Source organism: Eggerthella sp. BIOML-A4 (genome assembly GCF_009875575.1).
Taxonomy (GTDB): Bacteria; Actinomycetota; Coriobacteriia; order Coriobacteriales; family Eggerthellaceae; genus Eggerthella; species Eggerthella lenta.
On record NZ_WWRX01000007.1, the window covers coordinates 1 to 17,114 of the forward strand.

14 protein-coding genes are annotated in these 17,114 nt (G+C 64.1%); 9 read left to right on the forward strand and 5 right to left on the reverse strand.

The window, feature by feature from the left end; translation table 11 throughout:
• Positions 1-84 precede the first annotated feature (84 nt).
• The 3 genes from GT613_RS08170 to GT613_RS08180 form a co-directional block, all read right to left on the reverse strand.
• A complete protein-coding gene (locus GT613_RS08170) occupies positions 85-1,122 on the reverse strand; it encodes a low specificity L-threonine aldolase (RefSeq protein ID WP_015761460.1) in 1,038 nt (345 codons plus the stop codon).
• Positions 1,123-1,190: 68 nt separating this feature from the next.
• Positions 1,191-2,456 (reverse strand): 4Fe-4S binding protein, encoded by a 1,266-nt coding sequence (locus GT613_RS08175; protein ID WP_240132876.1) that lies wholly within the window; start codon positions 2,454-2,456, stop codon positions 1,191-1,193.
• Between the two features lie 78 nt (positions 2,457-2,534).
• Complete coding sequence (locus GT613_RS08180) at positions 2,535-3,887, reverse strand: helix-turn-helix transcriptional regulator (protein ID WP_227111356.1); 1,353 nt, start codon at positions 3,885-3,887, stop codon at positions 2,535-2,537.
• A gap of 396 nt (positions 3,888-4,283) precedes the next feature.
• Here GT613_RS08180 and GT613_RS08185 point away from each other — a divergent pair, with 396 nt between their 5' ends.
• Both GT613_RS08185 and GT613_RS08190 read left to right on the forward strand, forming a co-directional pair.
• On the forward strand, positions 4,284-5,282 hold the full coding sequence (locus GT613_RS08185; protein WP_192935129.1) for a hypothetical protein: 999 nt from the start codon (positions 4,284-4,286) through the stop codon (positions 5,280-5,282).
• Positions 5,283-5,379: 97 nt separating this feature from the next.
• Positions 5,380-5,973, forward strand: coding sequence for an iron-sulfur cluster assembly scaffold protein (locus GT613_RS08190; RefSeq protein ID WP_114519807.1), 594 nt, complete (start codon positions 5,380-5,382; stop codon positions 5,971-5,973).
• Between the two features lie 242 nt (positions 5,974-6,215).
• On the opposite strand, the gene GT613_RS08195 is transcribed toward GT613_RS08190, so the two are convergent.
• Positions 6,216-8,345: an aldehyde ferredoxin oxidoreductase gene (locus GT613_RS08195; RefSeq protein ID WP_114519806.1), complete on the reverse strand. Its 2,130-nt coding sequence runs from the start codon at positions 8,343-8,345 to the stop codon at positions 6,216-6,218.
• A 382-nt stretch (positions 8,346-8,727) separates the two neighbouring features.
• Between GT613_RS08195 and GT613_RS08200 the strand changes: the two genes are divergently transcribed.
• The 7 genes from GT613_RS08200 to GT613_RS08230 all read left to right on the forward strand — a co-directional run bounded on the left by GT613_RS08200 (position 8,728) and on the right by GT613_RS08230 (position 16,056).
• Positions 8,728-9,489 carry a ferredoxin-like protein gene (locus tag GT613_RS08200; protein WP_009305282.1) on the forward strand — a complete coding sequence of 254 codons (762 nt, stop codon included), beginning with the start codon at positions 8,728-8,730 and terminating at the stop codon, positions 9,487-9,489.
• A gap of 80 nt (positions 9,490-9,569) precedes the next feature.
• Positions 9,570-10,304, forward strand: a complete 735-nt coding sequence (locus tag GT613_RS08205) for a molecular chaperone TorD family protein (RefSeq protein WP_114548007.1) — start codon at positions 9,570-9,572, stop codon at positions 10,302-10,304.
• 14 nt (positions 10,305-10,318) lie between these two features.
• A complete protein-coding gene (locus GT613_RS08210) occupies positions 10,319-12,520 on the forward strand; it encodes a molybdopterin-dependent oxidoreductase (protein WP_009608439.1) in 2,202 nt (733 codons plus the stop codon).
• Positions 12,520-13,062, forward strand: a complete 543-nt coding sequence (locus GT613_RS08215) for a 4Fe-4S dicluster domain-containing protein (RefSeq protein ID WP_161172584.1) — start codon at positions 12,520-12,522, stop codon at positions 13,060-13,062. The genes GT613_RS08210 and GT613_RS08215 overlap by 1 nt, the downstream gene beginning before the upstream one ends.
• Before the next feature lie 6 nt (positions 13,063-13,068).
• A complete protein-coding gene (gene nrfD / locus GT613_RS08220) occupies positions 13,069-13,962 on the forward strand; it encodes an NrfD/PsrC family molybdoenzyme membrane anchor subunit (RefSeq protein ID WP_009305278.1) in 894 nt (297 codons plus the stop codon).
• Positions 13,963-14,190: 228 nt separating this feature from the next.
• Positions 14,191-15,387 carry a hypothetical protein gene (locus tag GT613_RS08225; RefSeq protein ID WP_009608431.1) on the forward strand — a complete coding sequence of 399 codons (1,197 nt, stop codon included), beginning with the start codon at positions 14,191-14,193 and terminating at the stop codon, positions 15,385-15,387.
• A 150-nt stretch (positions 15,388-15,537) separates the two neighbouring features.
• On the forward strand, positions 15,538-16,056 hold the full coding sequence (locus tag GT613_RS08230; protein WP_009305276.1) for a ferritin: 519 nt from the start codon (positions 15,538-15,540) through the stop codon (positions 16,054-16,056).
• 55 nt (positions 16,057-16,111) lie between these two features.
• Here the strand turns inward: GT613_RS08230 and GT613_RS08235 are convergent, their stop codons facing one another.
• Positions 16,112-16,999, reverse strand: coding sequence for a LysR family transcriptional regulator (locus GT613_RS08235; RefSeq protein WP_021410023.1), 888 nt, complete (start codon positions 16,997-16,999; stop codon positions 16,112-16,114).
• Positions 17,000-17,114: the final 115 nt, after the last annotated feature.

Sequence of the window (17,114 nt, forward strand, 5' to 3'; positions counted from 1 at the left end):
GGCCGGCGGGGCGGGGCTTCTCTCCCGATGATACGCTTCGCCATCGGGAGACGCATCTATCGTCCCATAGGATGACAAGCGGCTCTACAGCAGCGCCAGCAGCTCGTCCACGCTTTCGGGGCGCGTCGCCCAGCTGGTGGCGAAGCGCACGACGGTGCGGCCGTCGGGCGTGCGCTCCCAGAAACCGAACGACGCATGTTCGGCCAGGCGCGCCTTCGTTTCGTCATCCAGCACCACGAACTGCTGGTTCGTCGGCGAGTCGATGGCCAGCTCGTAGCCCTTCGCGCGGAAGCCCTCGGCGATGCGCTGCGCCAGCTCGACGGCGTGACGCCCGATGCGCTGGTAGCGCAGCTCGCCGTCCTCCTGGTCGAACAGCACGTCGAACTGCAAACCCAGAAAGCGGCCCTTCGCCAGCAGCGCCCCGCGCTTCTTCATGAGCGTGAAGAAGTGGTCGTCCAGCCCCGGCTTCGTGAACACCACGGCCTCGCCGCAGAACGCGCCCACCTTCGTGCCGCCGATGTAGAACGCGTCGCACAAGCGTGCGATGTCGGCCAGCGTGACGTCGGCGCCCACGGCGGCCAGGCCGTAGCCCAGGCGCGCCCCGTCCATGAACAGCCTCATGTCGAAGTCGCGGCACACCTGCGCCAACGCCTCCAGCTCGGCCAGCGAGTACACGGTGCCGTACTCGGTGGGGTGCGAGATGTACACGGCGCCCGGTGCCACGATGTGCTCGCGGTTCTCGTCGCCCCAGTACGCCTCGCACAGCGCTCTTACCTCGTCGGCGTCCAGCTTGCCGTCGTGCTGGGGCAGCGGCAGCGTCTTGCGGCCGCACGCCTCCACCGCGCCGGCTTCGTGCGCGGTGATGTGGCCGGTGGTCGCCGACACGATGCCCTCCCAGGGCCGCAGGATCTGGTCGGCCGCGGCGGCGTTGGCCTGTGTGCCTCCCACCAGAAAGTACACGCTCGCGTGAGGGCACGCGCACGCTTCGCGGATGCGCTCGCGGGCGGCGGCGCACACCTCGTCGGTGCCGTAGCCGGAAGTCTGGTCGAAGTTGGTGGCGGCCAGGCGTTCGAGGATAGCGGGATGGGCACCCTCCATGTAGTCGCTGTCGAAGTGGAGCATCGTGGTGTCGGTTCCTTTCTGATGAGGGGGTATGGTAGCAGGTGGGCGGTGTTGCGAATCGTCCGCGGTCAGCGGCGGCTGGGCAGCACGCGGCGCTTGGGTATGACGATAGCGCGCGGTTCGAGCGCGAACAGCTCGGATACGGTGAGCGTCTCCTCGCGGGAGATGGCGCCGTAGCGGCAGGTGTCGGTGCAGGTGCCGCAATCGCGGCAGAGCGCGGCATCGAATTCCAGCAGGGTGCGCCCGCCTGGCGCTTTGCCGGCCTTGCGCAGCGCCTTCGTGAGGCAGAAGCCCGCGCATAGCGCGCAGCCCGAGCAGCGCTCGGGATCGATGTCCACGCGCGGCGCAAGCGCGCGCGGCACGACGGCATCGCCAGCCGGGAGGCCCGCGGCGTGCAGGTCGTCCAGCAGCTGCCAGCGGCGGCGGTCGGGCTCGGGCGCGGGGGCGTCGGTCGCGCTTCGGCCCGTCAGCGCGTCCATCTGCGCCGACGCTGCATCGGTGGCCGCTTCCACCAGCGCCGAGCGCGCTTGCGAGAACAGGCCGCGCCGCGACACTTCGCCAGCGGCGTCCTCGTCCTCGGACGCGGCTACATCGTCGACGGTTTCGACGATGCTCGCAGCGGCGTCGAGCTGCCACGTGTCGAGGATGCGCTGAGCCGAGCGCACCGTTTTCGGCAAGTCGACGACGGCTTTGGCGTGCTCGCACGAGGCGCACGGAGCCGTCAGCAGCAGGATGCGCCGCGCGCCCGCGCGCGCCATGTGCACGATGAGCGCCTCGTCCACCCACGCCAGACAGGGAAGGGCGACCGTGCGCTCGGCATCGATGCGACCCGCGCGCAGGGCGCGCTCGCACGCGAATCCAGCGCAAGCGGGAGCGACTGCGGCTTGCGGAGCCTCGACCTGGGCTTCCGCATCGCGCGTCCCGATCGAATCTCCCTGACCCTCGGCCTCTTCCACCGCAAAACCCGCCGCCCGCTTCGCCGCCGCGGCTCCCGCCCGCGCGCTCGCTTCCAGCAGCGCATCGTCGTCGAGCGGCGCTGTCGCCAAAAGCGCGGCGGTGGGGCACGCCGTGACGCATCGGCCGCAGCGCACGCAGGCGTCATCGTCGATGCGCGGTCCGGCCGGGCCGTTTTTCGCCACGGACCCGTATGCGGCGGCGGGCGACGCCTCCGTATCGCGCTCCAACCCGACGGCGATCGCGTCGACCGGGCACGCTTCGGCACAGCGCGTGCAGGTGGAGCCCAGATCGCGCTCCGGCAGACAGCGCTCTTCATGCAGCAGCGCCACCATCGGTCGCTCGGCCAGGCGTTGCGCTATGTCGATGAGATTCGGCATCCCGTTCCCCCAGGGTCTTCTTTCGTCTCTTCGTCTGCCGACGCATGCCGTATGCGCGGCGAGCGCCGGCATCCTATTCTACGACGCGTACTGTTCAAGATAGTCGAGGATCTCCTGACGGGAGTGCAAGCCGGTTTTAGCGTAGATTCGCTTGATGTGGGCATGCGCCGTGCCCTGCGTGATGAACAGCTCTTCGGCCACGCGCTTCTGCGTGTAGCCGAGCGCATACAGCGCCATCACCTCGATCTCCCGATCGGACAACAGGAACTGCTTGCCCATCTCTTCGGCGTTGTGCTTCATGGAGGCCTGTCGCATGTCCGCAAGGCTTTCGTGTTCGTCGAGTCCCATGATCTTGAGCATGCTCTGTCGTCGTGCGCTCTGCTCCTCCTGTTCCTCGGCGTTGCGACGCGTGATATTGAGGAATTGCACGAACACCACTTGCGTGGAGAGGACCACCATGGTACCCATCGCGGCGCTCATGAGCATGTCGTTGGAGAACAGCTCGTGAGCCGCCAGCAACGCGATACGCGCTACGGCGCGGCAGCCTAGCCACACCAGCCATCCTGCGATGGCGTAATAGTACGGGTCGCGCCATCCGTAGCTCATGAACGCGATGATGACGTACCAGGTGAATCCCACCATGAGCGCGTTGAGCGTGGTGGTGAATACCGCTCCTATGTCCAGCATGTCGGGAAATCCGGCATAGGCGATCAGCGCGAAGCAGGCCAGCAGCTCCATGATCACGAAAATCCCTACGGTCATGACGCGTTCTCGCCGCTTCAGCACCAATACGATCAACGCGGCGCTCACGCCGATGGTCAGCGCAGCGTACGCGATGCGCGTAGCGGGCGTGAACGCGATGGAGGTGCCGTCGGGGTAGCCGCGCAGCAAGCCGATTACGATAGACAGGCATCCGATGCCCAGTGCAGTGGCAGTGAGGAACTGCTTGCTTTGCAACATGGTTTTTGAGAATCCGAAGTAATCGTTGGCCTGCGTTGGCGAGACGATGTCATGCGGTTGGCGTTGCCTGCGCGCCCATATTATGCAGGGATATTGCAGCAGCACGAGCGCGGCGGCAACGAAGTTTCCCGCGAATACGGGCAGCAGCGTGCACAGATAAATCTCCACTTCGCTGATGATGAGCGCGGCGAACACGAAGACGGCAGCCGTGGTCGTGCTCGTTCCGCGGGCGCGGCGCAGCCAATAATAGATGGCGCCTGACGACACGAGGGTGCACAGCGAGCTCAGCGCGAAGCGCTCGATTTCGTCGCCGATGCCGAAAAGGTCGAATACGGCGAGAGCCATCAGCACAAACGCTTCCAGTGCGACGCATGTGCGCATGATCACGTTGGTGACGTGCTTGCTGATCGTTCGTTTGCTGAGGACGATGAAGACCAGGAACAAAGCCAAGACGACTAATGCCACCAGCATGGCGCCGTCGGTGAAAATACCTTCGTCGGTGCTGGTGTAGCTTCCATGGCTGGCGACGATCAGTCCGGCCCGCCCGAAAGCCAGACCAAGGATAAGCGGCCAGAGCGGCGCGAAGCGATGTGCCGCCCCCTCGAGTCCGTTGCGGGCCTGGTTTTGCTCGGCGCCTGTTGGAGTCGGTGCTGTTGTCGTGCGTGCGCCCAACCGTACACTCCCTCCCCGTGCTTGGTACGTAGTCGACGCGGACGCGTCCTCCATTCACCTCGATTTATCCTCAAAGAGGGGATGGCGGATGCGCGCCGTGGGTCATCATACCATACGAAAAACAACGCAGGGGAAAGGAGCGATGCGGTGGTTGACTTAGAAGCTCAGCGAATTCGAGACGAAGTGATCCGGGCTATGGCTGAACAAGGAGAAGATATCGAATCGCTCGGTTTGAAGGTTCCCGACGAAGCGGAAAGCGTCAGCGCGCCTATAGCGATGCCCGCATGGGAGCGTGTTGCCGAAACGGCTGCCGATAGTCGCGAGGGGGAAGCTGCCGAGGCGCAATTGAGCGACGAAGAGGTCGAGCGTCTGTTTCTGACGGCGGTATTCGATGACGTGCGCGCGCAGTCTGCGGATGCCAAGCTTGTTCAGCCGTCGCAGTGGTTGAAGGCGGGCCTCGTACCGGCGCATTTCTCGGCCGAAGACTGGGAGATGTTCGTGTACGAGTACCTTGAGGATCGCAGGGCTGAGCGCGACGCGCGCGTCGTTGCGGCTTCCGCGACCCCCGTTCGCACGGCGACCCGTGCGGTGGGCGTTCCCCGCATTCTGCGCACGGAGGAGGAGCCCGAGTCGGAAGGCGCTGCGACGGCGAAGGGCGCAGAAGAGCCCCGCCAGCCCGAGCGCAGCTCCGAAGCCTCAGAGGAGCTCCGTCATCCTGAGCGCAGCGCCGAAGGCGCGGAGTCGAAGGATCCCGAGCGGCGCGATAGCGCACAGGATGCCGAAACTCTGGCCGATCCTCCGTGCGTTCCCTGCGACGATATCGTTGCGCTCGTCGGCAAGCACAGCTACTACCTGTACTCCACCGAGCGCATGACCGATGCGTACGCGCGGTGGTCGTTCCTCGCCAGCGAGGACGATCGCGTGCTCACGTTCGTGGAGTGCGTGCGCGACGAATCGCGGAAGTACCCGCGCCCCATGGAGGCGTCGTCGCTGTCCAACGAGCCGTTCAACCTGTCGGCCGATGAAATCGACGAGTTGTGGCGCACCGTGCGCGACAGCGGCGCCTATCCGGACCTCGATACCGTCGCTGCGTCGAACGGCGACGTGTACTACTTCTCCACCGAGTACCTGACGCCCGCCTACGCCAAGTCGCTCGCAGAGTGGAACTCCGTCGAGCGCGACATGTTTCTGTAAACGCTATCGCGCCCGTTCGGCGTACTTGCATTAGTCGTCCTGAGCGAAGCGCTGCAGGCGCGGAGTTGCAGGATCTTGCTAGAAAGAGAGGTTTTCCATGGAAGACGAAGCTCGCAACGTGTACCGCGAGGTGCAGGATCGCCATGTGCTGCGCACGGCCGACGTGTACCAAACCGAGATCGAGGACGGCGTGACGGGCTACTCCGACACGCTGCTGTCCGTGGTTGCGAACTTCCGCAACGGCGGCGCCCCCGAAGGGTTCAACGCCCAGAGCATGGTGGGCAAGTCGAAGCGCGGAGAGGTGGCGCTGCGCCTGTTCGCCGTGATCGACCCCGACACGCGGACGTTCGTGCGCGCCGGCTTCAAAACGCGCGGCTGCCTGGCCGTCACGGGGTGCGCCAGCGTGGTGTGCTCCATGCTCGAAGGATGCACGTTCGACGAGGCGCTGGCCATCACGACCGACGACGTGAAGACGGCGCTCGACGGGGTTCCCGTGGACAAGGTGTACACGCTCCATTTCGCCATCGAGGCCGTCCGCGCCCTCATCGGCGATTATCTCGTTCGCCAAGGGGCCTCCCTCGAAGAGCTTGACGCAGTCGTCCCCTGCAACTCCCTGAGCGTCCCCTGCATGATCTGCGAGCACTGTTCTTTGAGATCCACGAGAGTGGAGTTGAAGATGGCGAATGCGTAGAGCCCCGTCATCCTGAGCGCAGCGACCGTAGGGAGCTGAGTCGAAGGATCCCGCGCGGCGCCAGCGGAAAACGCCGTGGCTATCGTTGCATGGGATCCTTCGACTTCGCGCTGACGCGCTGCGTTCGGGATGACAACCTGCTGCGCCCCCGGTTCCTGCCGGAAAAGAGAACGCCCCGGATTCGGGGCGTTCTCGTAGGGGGCGAGAGCCGCAGAGGGGTTGCGGCCCTGCGGAGGATTGCTCTACGGCAGCAGACCCAGGCTGTCCAGCTCTTCCTTCACGTCGGCCATGCCGTACTGGTCGAGGCAGGCGGCTGTCGGGCAGCCCTTCTCGTGATCCCAGCCGAATGTGTCGTACACCATGCCCAGGGCGGTTTGGAAGTCGTCGCGGTCCATCTTGATGGTGCCCTCGGTGAAAGGCTTTTTGTCCGGGTCGATATCGAACGTCCAGGCGCACATCACATCATGGACGTTGCGCATGTCGTTCTCGCCCCTGGTGCCGTCGTCCTTCGTCATGCCGCGCACGGTGTTGGCGCGCTGCAGCGTCATGATTCTGGCGCCGGCCTGGTACAGGTCGTCGGTGGTCACGTCCTCGCCGGTGACGGCCTTGAAGAACTTGGCCTCCAGGTCCAGGTCGCCGCGGTAGTTGCGCGCCTTCGTGGGGCTCATGGTCATGGGCCACGTCCAGTTGCACAGCGTCAGCGAGTCGTGCAGCACGTCGGTGACCACGCTCCACCAGGCGAAGTTCGCCTTGCGTTCGTTCATGGGTGTGTAGTTCTTGTTCTGGTCGATGGCGTCCTTGCCGCCCCACACCTCTTCGGCGATTTCCTGCTTCAGCTCGAAGGGCAGGCCGCAGCCTTGGAAGTTCACGGCCGAGTGGATCATGTCGTCGCGGTTGAACATCATGTTGTACACGCCGCCCACCTGGCCGAAGCACTCGATGGCGTGGTGCACGGGCCAGCCGCGGTAGTTGATCAGCTGGCTGGGCTGCTGATCGAACCAGCCCTTGTCGTCCCAGCGCTCGGTCCAGTGGTACGGGCCGTAGGCGATGTGGGCGATCTCGGAGTCGTTCTGGGCGATGTCGTTCAGCAGCTCCACCATGATGGTGGGGTCGTCGTTGTAGATGCGCTGCCAGTCGTACTTCGCCTTCTCCTCTTCGGGAAGTACGCGGTCGAACACGCCAGCCTTGATGCAGTGCGCCAGGTCGCGCCACAGCTGCGCGTAGTTGCACCACAGTCCCAGCTCGTCAATGGTGGTGCCGATCAGCGTGTTCCATACAATGCCCGACTCGCTGTCCTCGGCGATGCCCGTCTTGAGGATGCCCTCCATGTACTTGAACGGGAAGTTGGCCGCGCAGGTGTTTCCCGACGTGGTCTTGCCGCCCAGTTCTCCGGTGCGCTCGGTGCGCAGGTCGGAGTAGCAGTGGATGGGGCAGCCGTGGCAGCCGTCCATCTTGATGGTGTACTTCTCGGCCACCTCGCCCAGGTCGTACACCGACTTCATGCAGCGATAGCCCACCGTGTTCAGCTCGCCCGGCTTCGGCTCGCCCGTGTCGATGGGTCCGTCTTCGGCCATACCCCAGGTCAGACCGCTACGGGCGGACCAGCGGGATCCCTTGTCGTAGAATTCGGCCCATTCCTGCTGCGTCTGCGGAACCACGTGGTTGTTGTTGGAGCCGATGACCTCGCGCAGCATGTAGTCGGACAGGTCGGCTACGGCTTGCGGGTCCTTCACGTTCACGCTGCCGTTGCCCTGCACCACCAGCGCCTTGACGTTCTTCGATCCCATCACCGAGCCCGTGCCGGCGCCGGCGGAGTGGTTGCGCGCGTTGATGATGCACGCGTACGGAAGCAGGTTCTCGCCGGCGGGGCCGATGGCGGCCACGCACGCCTCGACGCCTTCCTTGCGGCACAGCATCTCGGTGGTCTCACGGGTGCCCATGCCCCACACGAAGCCGGCGTCCTTGATCTCCACCTTGTCGTCGACGATGTTCAGGTATACGGGGTGGTCGGATGCACCCTCCAGAACCACGGCGTCCCAGCCGGCCAGCTTGATCTTCGCGCCGATCATGCCGCCGCAGTGGGCGTCCACCACTAGGTGGTCCTTCGTGAACGTGGACAGCGAGCAGATGGTGGTGCGGCCGGCCAGGGGCACGCCGGAAGCCGTCAGCGGTCCTACGGCGAAGATGAGCTTGTTCTCGGGGGAGAAGGGGTCGGTGCCGGCGGGCACTTCGTCGTACATGATCTTGTTGGCCAAGCCCATGCCGCCGATGTACTCCTTGTAGGGGTCGGTCGGCTGCGTCGTGATCGAGCCCGTGCTCAGATTGACGCGGAGGATCTTACCGGCCCATCCATACGATGTTTCGTCAGCCATGTTGCATCTCCAAATCTTGGATAGATTACTGAGGTTCGGTGTTGTGTGGGAACCTGCGTGGGCGATGCGAGCGCTGACAACAATCGTCGTTCGCCAGTATGCCGACAGAGGCGGACGAGGCATCCCCTCTTTGAGGGTATTTTGAGGAACTAGCCGATCAGCGGTAAAAAGTACCTCAAAGAGGGGAGGGGCCGTGCACGGGGCCATCCTATACTTTCGTGCGTTGTGTGGGGCTGCGCGCGGAGCGATATCGAGCGCAAGCCGTCGCCGCGAACGTTCCATTCGGGGCGGTTCCCCTAAAAGGGGCATCGAACACTCGCGCGACGACGGGACGAGGAAAACGACACTCACCGTACCTATGTGAGGGAGGGAGCACTAGGCTATGTCAGATTCCAATCTGAACCAGAACACCTCCGAGGATACGAGCTTCCCGGCCGCTGCGCCGGAGACGAACGCATCCGCGCCCGCGCCTCAGAGCGCCGGGCCCGAAGAGGAGCCCAAGCAGAAAACCTTTACGCGCCGCACGGTGCTGGCAATGGCCGGCTGCGGCGTTGCCGGCCTCGTGGTCGGCGGCGTGCTGGCGTCGTGGGGCGTCACGTCGGCCTCGATCGCTTCGGGGCGCATCGAGATACGCACCACGCCCACGAAGATGATCGTGACCGACCGTGCCCGCTGCTCGGGCTGCCAGCGATGCGAGATGATGTGCACGCTGAAGAACGACGGTCGCGTGTGCCAGCACATAGCCCGCGTGCGCGTGTGGCCGAACTACAACTTCGGTGCCAGCGTCGATACCAAGGACGGCATCTACGATAACTGCGAGTTCACTGTCGAGCACTGCAAGCAGTGCGCCGACCCGGCATGCATGAACTACTGCCCGGTCCACGCGATCTACGCCGACGAAGAGTCCGGTGCGCGCACGGTGGACACGAAGAAGTGCATCGGCTGCGGCATGTGCAGCCAGGCGTGCCCGTGGAACATGCCGCGCGTCGACAGCGAGACCGGCGTATCCACGAAGTGCATTTCGTGCGGACGCTGCGCCGAGCAGTGCCCGAACGGCGCCATCAAGTTCATCGATTGGGAGGATATCGCGCAGAAGGTCATCGACCAGGGCGTCGTGAGGACGACGACCCTCGTGCAAGCGTAGGCGTGATCGCTGGACATGTCCGGTTTCGGCCCGCTGAAAGCGCGGCCGATCCGAAGAGATGCGGAAAGGAGGCAAAAGCCATGGAATACGACGAGATGTTCACGGTGCTGTCGATGTGTTTCGCGCCCGTCGGGCAAGACGAGTGGAAGCAGCTGGTAGACGGCCCGCTCTGGTCGGATTTTCTTGACGCCGCTCGGCGCGGCTTGCAGGACGACGACGCGCTCGGCGAGCCGACCAGCCCGATAGCCCGCGTCCGCAGCCGCTGCCCGCTTCAGGAGTTCCTTTCCGCCGGCGAGGTGAAGGCGCTGTTCACGCCGCCGACGTACGACGAGAAGCGGCTGTTCGCCGCACGCCACTTCACGGGAGGGCTGCCGGAATCGGCAGTGCCGGCAGAGTCGTTGTACACGACGTGGTCGAACGGGTCGCTGCCGTCTCCGTTCTCGAAAGCCGAGGGCATGTACCAGGGAGATTCGGCGCGCTATATGCGCGATCTCGTGGAGCGCATGGGCATGCGGGTGCCGCCGGAATTTTCGGCGTGCCCGGATCATCTTGCGCTCGAGCTCGACCTTGCAGCCGTGCTGCTGCGGTCGGGGATGCGAGATGCCGCCCGCCAATTCGTTTTGGAGCGGTTCTCGTGGCTCACCGCGTATCGCATGCGCCTGCTGGAGCTTGCCGACGACGCCCGGTTCTACATCGGGCTGGTCGACGTGCTCGTGGGCATGCGGGAGCATCTGGCGTTGACGTCGGGTGCTGGCGAGCAAGGGATCGACGCGGATGCGCGTGCCGAACGCAATCGTTTACACGCATGCATATAAGAGAGGAAGCAGCTATGTCAGAACACGCTATAACCAGGCGGAGCTTCCTGGCTGGCAGCGCCGGAGCGGTCGCGCTCACGGCGGCGGCCGGCTATGTGAGCTTCGACGCTTGGGAGCAGGCGCACGCTGATGACGGAGCCCAAGGGGGAGAAACCAAGACCGTCCATTCGCTGTGCAACGCCTGCTCGAGCAAATGCGGTTTCACGGCGTACGTCGTCGACGGGCGCCTGACGAAGCTTATCGGCGACGAGGACCATCCGTACGCCCAGGGCAAGCTCTGCGCCCGTGGCTACGGCTATTCCCAGATCGCCTATTCGAAGGATCGTCTCACCGACCCGCTCAAGAAGAACGACAAGGGCGCATTCGAGGCAATCTCGTGGGATCAGGCCTACAGCGAGATCGCCGAGAAGGTGAAGGCCATCATCGCCGACAGGGGGCCGCAGGCGCTTGCCATGGTGCAGGATCCGCGCCCGTCGGGCAAGTACTACACGAAGCGCTTCATGAACGCGCTGGGCTCGGCGAACGTGTACACGCACGGCGCTGCCTGCAACCTGTCGAAGGAAAGCGGTTTCACCCAGGCCATCGGCGCGGCCAGCTATGCGTCCGACATGGAGAACTCCAAGATGACGATGTTCATCGGCCGCAGCTACGCCGACGCCATTCGCCCCAGCTCGGTGGCAGAGCTGCAGCGCGCCCACGAAAACGGCGCGCATATCGTGCTGGTGGATCCGCGCTGCAACAACTCCATCGCGTTCGCCGACGAATGGGTGCCCATCAACCCCGGTACCGACTTGGCCTTCCTGCTGGCCATGTCGAACGTGTTGGTGACGCGCGGCCTGTACGACAAGCAGTATGTGGCCGATAACGCGGTGGGTTTCGAGGATTGGGCCGCGTCGCTGGCCGACTGCACGCCCGAATGGGCCGAGAAGATCACCGGCATCCCCGCAACCACCATCGCGCGTTTGGCCGTGGAGTTCGCCGAAGCCGCCCCCGCGGCGTCCATCGAGCCCAGCTGGCGCGGCGCTTTCGGCTGCTCGTACGCGAACTCCGGCGAGACGGCGCGCGCAGTATGCCTGTTCAACACGCTGCTGGGCTGCTGGAACCAGGAGGGCGGCGCCATCTTCACGCCCAGCGTGTCTGCGGGTGATGTGGACAAGGAGAAGTTCCCCAGCGTGCCGAAGCCCGAGGCCAAGATCGCCGGCACCGAGGAGTACCCGCTGGCGCTGACCAGCATGGGCACGAACCTCTTCGCCGCCGAGCAGGCCAAGAACGGCGACATCAAGGGCATGTTCTTCTACAACTCGAACATGGCCGCCGGCTATTCGAACACGGCGTACTTGGCTGAAGCGCTGTCGCAGCTGGACCTCATGGTGGTCGTGGACGTGCAGATGTCCGAGACGGCCCTGTTGGCCGACTACGTGCTGCCCGATACCAGCTACCTCGAGCGCCTCGAGCTGCCGGAGTTCATCGGTGGCAAGGTGCCGGCTGTCGCGCTGCGCGACCAGGTGCTGGAGAAGGTGCATCCCAACACGCGTCCGGTGGACCAGATCTTCTCCGAGCTGGCCGAGGCGTGCGGCGTGGGCGAGTACTTCCAGTTCAGCGTGGACGAGCTGGCCGACGCGCAGCTCCAAACCGTGGGCCTGTCGCTGGAAACGCTGAAGAAGACGGGCACGGCGCACTTCCCCGAAAAGGAGTTCTCCTACGGCTCCACGCCGAAGTGGAAGACGCCCACCGAGAAGGTGCAGTTCGCCAGCGAGGCGTGCGAGAAGGCGGGGCTGTCGCCCTATCCGGTGTGGGTCGAACCGGCCGTCATGCCCATGGGCGACGAGCTGCGCTTGATCGGCGGCAAGCAGGCCATCCACAGCCACACCCAGACGGCCAACATCGAGGACCTCATGCAGATCACGAAGGACTACGACCTCACGCGCGTGTGGATGAGCGCCGACACGGCCGCCCGCCGCGGCATCGCCGACGGCGACGAGGTGGAGGTGTCCAACGGCCAGCACACGGGTCGCGTGCGCGTGAAGGTCACGCAGCGCATCAACCCGACGGCGTTGTACATGCCCAGTCACTACGGTTGCTCGTCGCCCGACCAGCACACCGCCTACGAGGTGGGCCTGCGCCAGATGGACTACGTGCCCTTCCGCATGGAGCCGGGCTACGGGTCGGCCTGCACGCAGGAGACGGTCGTCAACGTTAAGAAGGCAGGTGCGTAATGGCTTGCTACGGAATGCTCATCAACACGAAGAAGTGCATCGGCTGCTACGCCTGCCGCGTGGCCTGCCAACGCCAGAACAACCTGTTGCCCACCGAGGACTTCATCCGTTACGAGGAGCACGAGGTGGGAACGTATCCCAACGTGCGCGTGGAGACGGTGCCTTTGCAGTGCATGCACTGCGAGGACGCCCCCTGCGTGGCGGTGTGCCCCACCGGCGCCGCCTATATCGGCGCGGACGGCATCGTGGGCGTGGACCACGGCCGCTGCATCGGCTGTTTGTACTGCATGGCGGCGTGCCCCTACCAGGTGCGCGTGCGCAACGAGGAGACGGGCGCGGTGGACAAGTGCCGCTTCTGCACGGTGTCGGCCGAGACGACGGGCACGAAGATGTGCTCGTGCGTGGAGGCTTGCCTGACGGGGGCGCGTATGTTCGGCGATCTGGACGACCCGGACAGCGACATCTCGAAGGAGATCGTCGCGACGAACGCGCAGCCTATCGCGGGCGACCTGACCAAGTCCAAAGTATTTTACGTGAGGTGATGAACGATGACGTTTGAACCTATTTGGGGTGCCATCATCGCATGGTATCTGTTCCTCGCCGGTCTCGGCGGCGGCGCGTTCGTGACCTCGGCTTTTCTGGGGTGGCGACATCCCGAGGCCGTGTCGATGCGCAAGATCGGGCATCTGGTGGCGCCTATCGTGGTGATCATCGGCCTGTGCTTGCTGATGTTCGATGCGAAGGCGGGCCTCATGAACCCGCTGCGCTTCGCCCTGCTGCTGACGAACTTCGGATCGGTCATGACCTGGGGCGTCGTGTTCCTCGGCGGCTTCACGGTGATATCGCTGGTCGTGGTGGTCCTCGACTTCATGAAGAAGCGCGTGCCGGTGTGGCTCGATATCGCCGGCGTGGTGTTCGGCGTGGCCGTGGCCATGTACACGGGCGCCCTGCTGGGCGTGTGCAAGACGTTCCCGCTGTGGAACAACGCGCTGCTGCCCATCCTGTTCCTCGTGTCGGCCATGTCCACCGGTGCGGCGTCGGTGCTGCTCATCGGCATCTTCAGGCACGCTGACGAGTTCAACCGCGTGGGCGTGCTCAAGAAGTTCCACTTCTGCCTGCCCGTCATCGAGCTTGTGCTGATCGCTGCGCTCATGTTCATCACGTGCACGAATTCCACGGCCGGCTGGAACTCGGTGATGTCGCTGCTGGTCGGCGGATACGCGCCGCTGTTCTGGATCGGGCTCGTGCTCATCGGCCTCGTGCTGCCCACAGCGCTGGAGACGTGGCTTCTGTTCTTCAGCCCGAAGGAGTTCGAGGAGAGCCGCAAAGCTCACTGGATCAGCGCCGCGTCCGACGCGGGCGTGCTGGTGGGCGGCTTCCTGCTGCGCTACCTGGTGGTGGTCGCGGCCCTGCCGCTGACCATGGTGGTGCCCATGTTGTAACGGGCATCGCCCAGCCTGATGTTCCGCGCGCCGCTCCTCCGGGGCGGCGCGCGTGCGTTTGCGGGCTGCCGAGCGTTTTCGCTGCGCAACGCTGGGATCAAGGACTTCTCACGCGGCCGATCTGGTATCTGTTACCTGCGTTTACGTGCTTTTGCACTATAATAGATCGCTTCATGGAAAGGTAATCTGATCAACGGTATCACGAAATATGCTCGCGAGTGGTCGCCCATGGGCTTGGCGCTGTCCTGCGTTCTTGCCGGATTCGCGCTATGCCTGCATGCCGATAATCTGCTGCTGGGCGCCTATGCGCTCGAAGGCGCGGCGGATCTGTTCATCCATTCTTTCCTTGTGGGCGTTGTGGCGTTGTGCGTCGTCGTGTTCGTTTCAGCGCACGACGGCGAGAAGCGACGCTGGTCCATCGGCGTAGGGTTGCTCGCATCGATCGCGGGCGTACTGTGTGCGTTGCTCTACCAGGTTTTGCCTACTCCGGTGAGCGCTGCGGGCGCTGGTTTGTTCCTGGGCTTCGGCCTGACCTGCCTGCTGCGTCAATGGGGTCGCTACTATCGTCTGTTTTCCTACCAAGGGGCACTGCTCAACACGATGCTGGCATTCTTGGCGGCCTCGTGCTGGTGGTTCGTGGTGTCGCATGCCGGCACGCCGTTTCTGTTCTGCCTTGGAATGCTCGTCTTGGTATCGTGCGGGGCGCTGCCCTTGCTGGCGAGCCAGATCGTGCAGGCCGACGAAATCAAGGCCGGCTTGCGCAGCGTCGTCGCGGTAAAGCCGCTCGAAACCATGCGCGAAGTCATGCAGAAGGGATGGGCGGCGGTTGCCGGTCTCATGTTCAACTTCTTCACGATCGGTTTGACGCTATGGTCCGATCGGATCGGTGTCGAGTCCGGGGACGTCGCGTACAAGCCGATGGCGTATCTGCTGCTAGCCATAGTGGTATGGTGGGTAGTTGCGCACGCGTACCGCGCGCGAGGCGGCATTCTTCAAGCGTTCTACCGTATAGCGCTTCCCGTTGCGGCGGCTCTCATGCTTGTGTGCCCGATCGCCAACGTTACCGGCGCCTTATCGGGGCTGATGCTGTTCTCCACCATCTCCTATTTGGGCGTGGCGTTGATGAACGTGCTGGGCCTCGTGGTTCTGTTGTGGATGGCGAAGAGCTCCGACGTGGGATTCTCCAAAGTGTTCGCTGCGTTTTGCGCAAGCTGTGCGGCCAGCGTGGCGGTCGGCATGACCGTATTTCAGCTGTTCGGCGCTCACGCCCAGTTGCTGTGGTCGAGCGTCCTATCGATCTACATCGTGGCTGTAGTGCTGAGCGAGGTGGTGGCGGCCATAGGGCGGCTCCATGCGGCGGGCGAACCCGCGCGGAGGGCGAGTGAAGAGGGCGAGCTGCTCGACTTGGCCGAAGAGGTCGAATAAGCATCTGGTATCCGGTTGGCCGCTGTGTTGATTTGGCGCGAGCGTGCGCGCGAACCTCGTCGGAAAGCCTTATGAGGTTTATCATATACGCAGATGAAACGGGGTGCCCAACCTGTTTACACCCCCGTACGACCCAAGAAGGAGATGCTCATGGACGCACGCGTGTACGAATTGCTGAACGATCAGATCAACAAGGAGCTGTACTCTTCGTATCTGTATCTGTCCTTCGCCGACTACTACGAGGAGGAGGGTCTCGAGGGCTTTGCCAACTGGTACGAGATCCAGGCCAAGGAAGAACGCGACCATGCTCTTATCTTCCGCAACTACCTGCACGAGAACGGTTGCAAGGTGAAGCTGCTGGCCATCGATCAGCCCGACAAGGAATTCACCACGTTCCTGGAGCCGTTGGAGGCCGCGCTCGAGCACGAGAAGTACGTGACCAGCCTCATCAACGACATCTACGCCGCCGCTGCCGAGGTGAAGGACTACCGCACCATGAAGTTCCTCGACTGGTTCATCGAGGAGCAGCAGGAGGAAGAGGACAACGCCGACAAGATGATCACGCGCATGAAGCTGTTCGGCTCCGATGCGAAGGCCCTGTACGACCTCGATCAGGAGAACGCCGCCCGCGTGTACTCCGTGCCGTCTCCGCTGGCTGCTGCGGAATAGCCCGCAAGCATCTCCGAGCTATCGCGCCCCCGCCCATGCGGGGGCGTTTTTTCGTTTACAGCGAACCCAGGTACTGCCAGAAAAGCCGTGCCGACGACGAGAGTGGCGCTCCTTTGCGTTTTATGCCGTAGGTACCGAACGCACTGGCATGCGGCACGGCGATGCGCACGAGTGCTCGCCCCTCCTTCGGGTCGTTGAGCACGTGGGGTGGAAACCCGAAATACAGCGCATGCTGTTGCGTGGCGCTTCGGACGAGTAGTTCGGCGTCGGACGTGGTCATGAGGATATCTGGATGCGCGCCTGCCGCCTCGCACGCCTCGACGAAGTAGCGGTGCAGGTGGTTTCGCTTGCCGAACGTCACGAACGGCTGCCCGTCGAGGTCGCTCAGCTCCAGCTCTTTGCGCGCGGAGAGCGGGTTGTCTTCGGGGACGAACGCGTACACGCCCGTCTCCACCACCAGCATGGGGTCGAATTCCTCGAGGTACTGCGGAGCCGATCCCACGAGGCTGATGTCGGATTCGCCCGTGCGCACCATGTCGATGGCTGTTTCCGTGGTCACCTCCTCCACCGACAACACGATGTCGGGATGCTCTTCCCGAAATGCGTCGATGGCTCGATCAGGCATGGAGAGCGCCGTGCCGTGCGCCATGGCCACCGAAAGCGTCCGGCGCAGCGCAGGGGCGCCGACGCAGCCGACGTGGCGGCGCTCCAGCTGTTTGAAAGCTTCCACAACCGGAGCGGCATCGTCGAGCAGCGTGCGCCCGGCATCCGTCAGCTCCAGATGGTTGTCGCGATTCGCCAGTAGCGGTTGCCCCAGTTCGTGCTCAAGGTTGCGCACGGCCTTGCTGAGCGCCTGGCGCGACAGAAAAAGCTCGTCGGCCGCCTTGGTGAAACTCCCCAGCTGTGCCACGACGATGAAGTAATCCAGTTGCCGAATATCCACGGTCCCCTCCCAGAAGCCGTTTCGTGTCGGCTCCCAGCATAGCGCATGCCGACGCCTTCTTGATACCTCCGATCATGATCGGAGCGCAAGCAGAAAACAGTTGCGGGTGGGCAAC

Coding starts and splice junctions, on each gene's coding strand:
- GT613_RS08170 (WP_015761460.1), bottom strand. CDS start 1,122: ATGCTCCACTTCGACAGCGACTACATGGAGGGTGCCCATCCCGCTATC.
- GT613_RS08175 (WP_240132876.1), bottom strand. CDS start 2,456: ATGCCGAATCTCATCGACATAGCGCAACGCCTGGCCGAGCGACCGATG.
- GT613_RS08180 (WP_227111356.1), bottom strand. CDS start 3,887: ATGCTGGTGGCATTAGTCGTCTTGGCTTTGTTCCTGGTCTTCATCGTC.
- GT613_RS08185 (WP_192935129.1), top strand. CDS start 4,284: ATGGCTGAACAAGGAGAAGATATCGAATCGCTCGGTTTGAAGGTTCCC.
- GT613_RS08190 (WP_114519807.1), top strand. CDS start 5,380: ATGGAAGACGAAGCTCGCAACGTGTACCGCGAGGTGCAGGATCGCCAT.
- GT613_RS08195 (WP_114519806.1), bottom strand. CDS start 8,345: ATGGCTGACGAAACATCGTATGGATGGGCCGGTAAGATCCTCCGCGTC.
- GT613_RS08200 (WP_009305282.1), top strand. CDS start 8,728: ATGTCAGATTCCAATCTGAACCAGAACACCTCCGAGGATACGAGCTTC.
- GT613_RS08205 (WP_114548007.1), top strand. CDS start 9,570: ATGGAATACGACGAGATGTTCACGGTGCTGTCGATGTGTTTCGCGCCC.
- GT613_RS08210 (WP_009608439.1), top strand. CDS start 10,319: ATGTCAGAACACGCTATAACCAGGCGGAGCTTCCTGGCTGGCAGCGCC.
- GT613_RS08215 (WP_161172584.1), top strand. CDS start 12,520: ATGGCTTGCTACGGAATGCTCATCAACACGAAGAAGTGCATCGGCTGC.
- nrfD (WP_009305278.1), top strand. CDS start 13,069: ATGACGTTTGAACCTATTTGGGGTGCCATCATCGCATGGTATCTGTTC.
- GT613_RS08225 (WP_009608431.1), top strand. CDS start 14,191: ATGGGCTTGGCGCTGTCCTGCGTTCTTGCCGGATTCGCGCTATGCCTG.
- GT613_RS08230 (WP_009305276.1), top strand. CDS start 15,538: ATGGACGCACGCGTGTACGAATTGCTGAACGATCAGATCAACAAGGAG.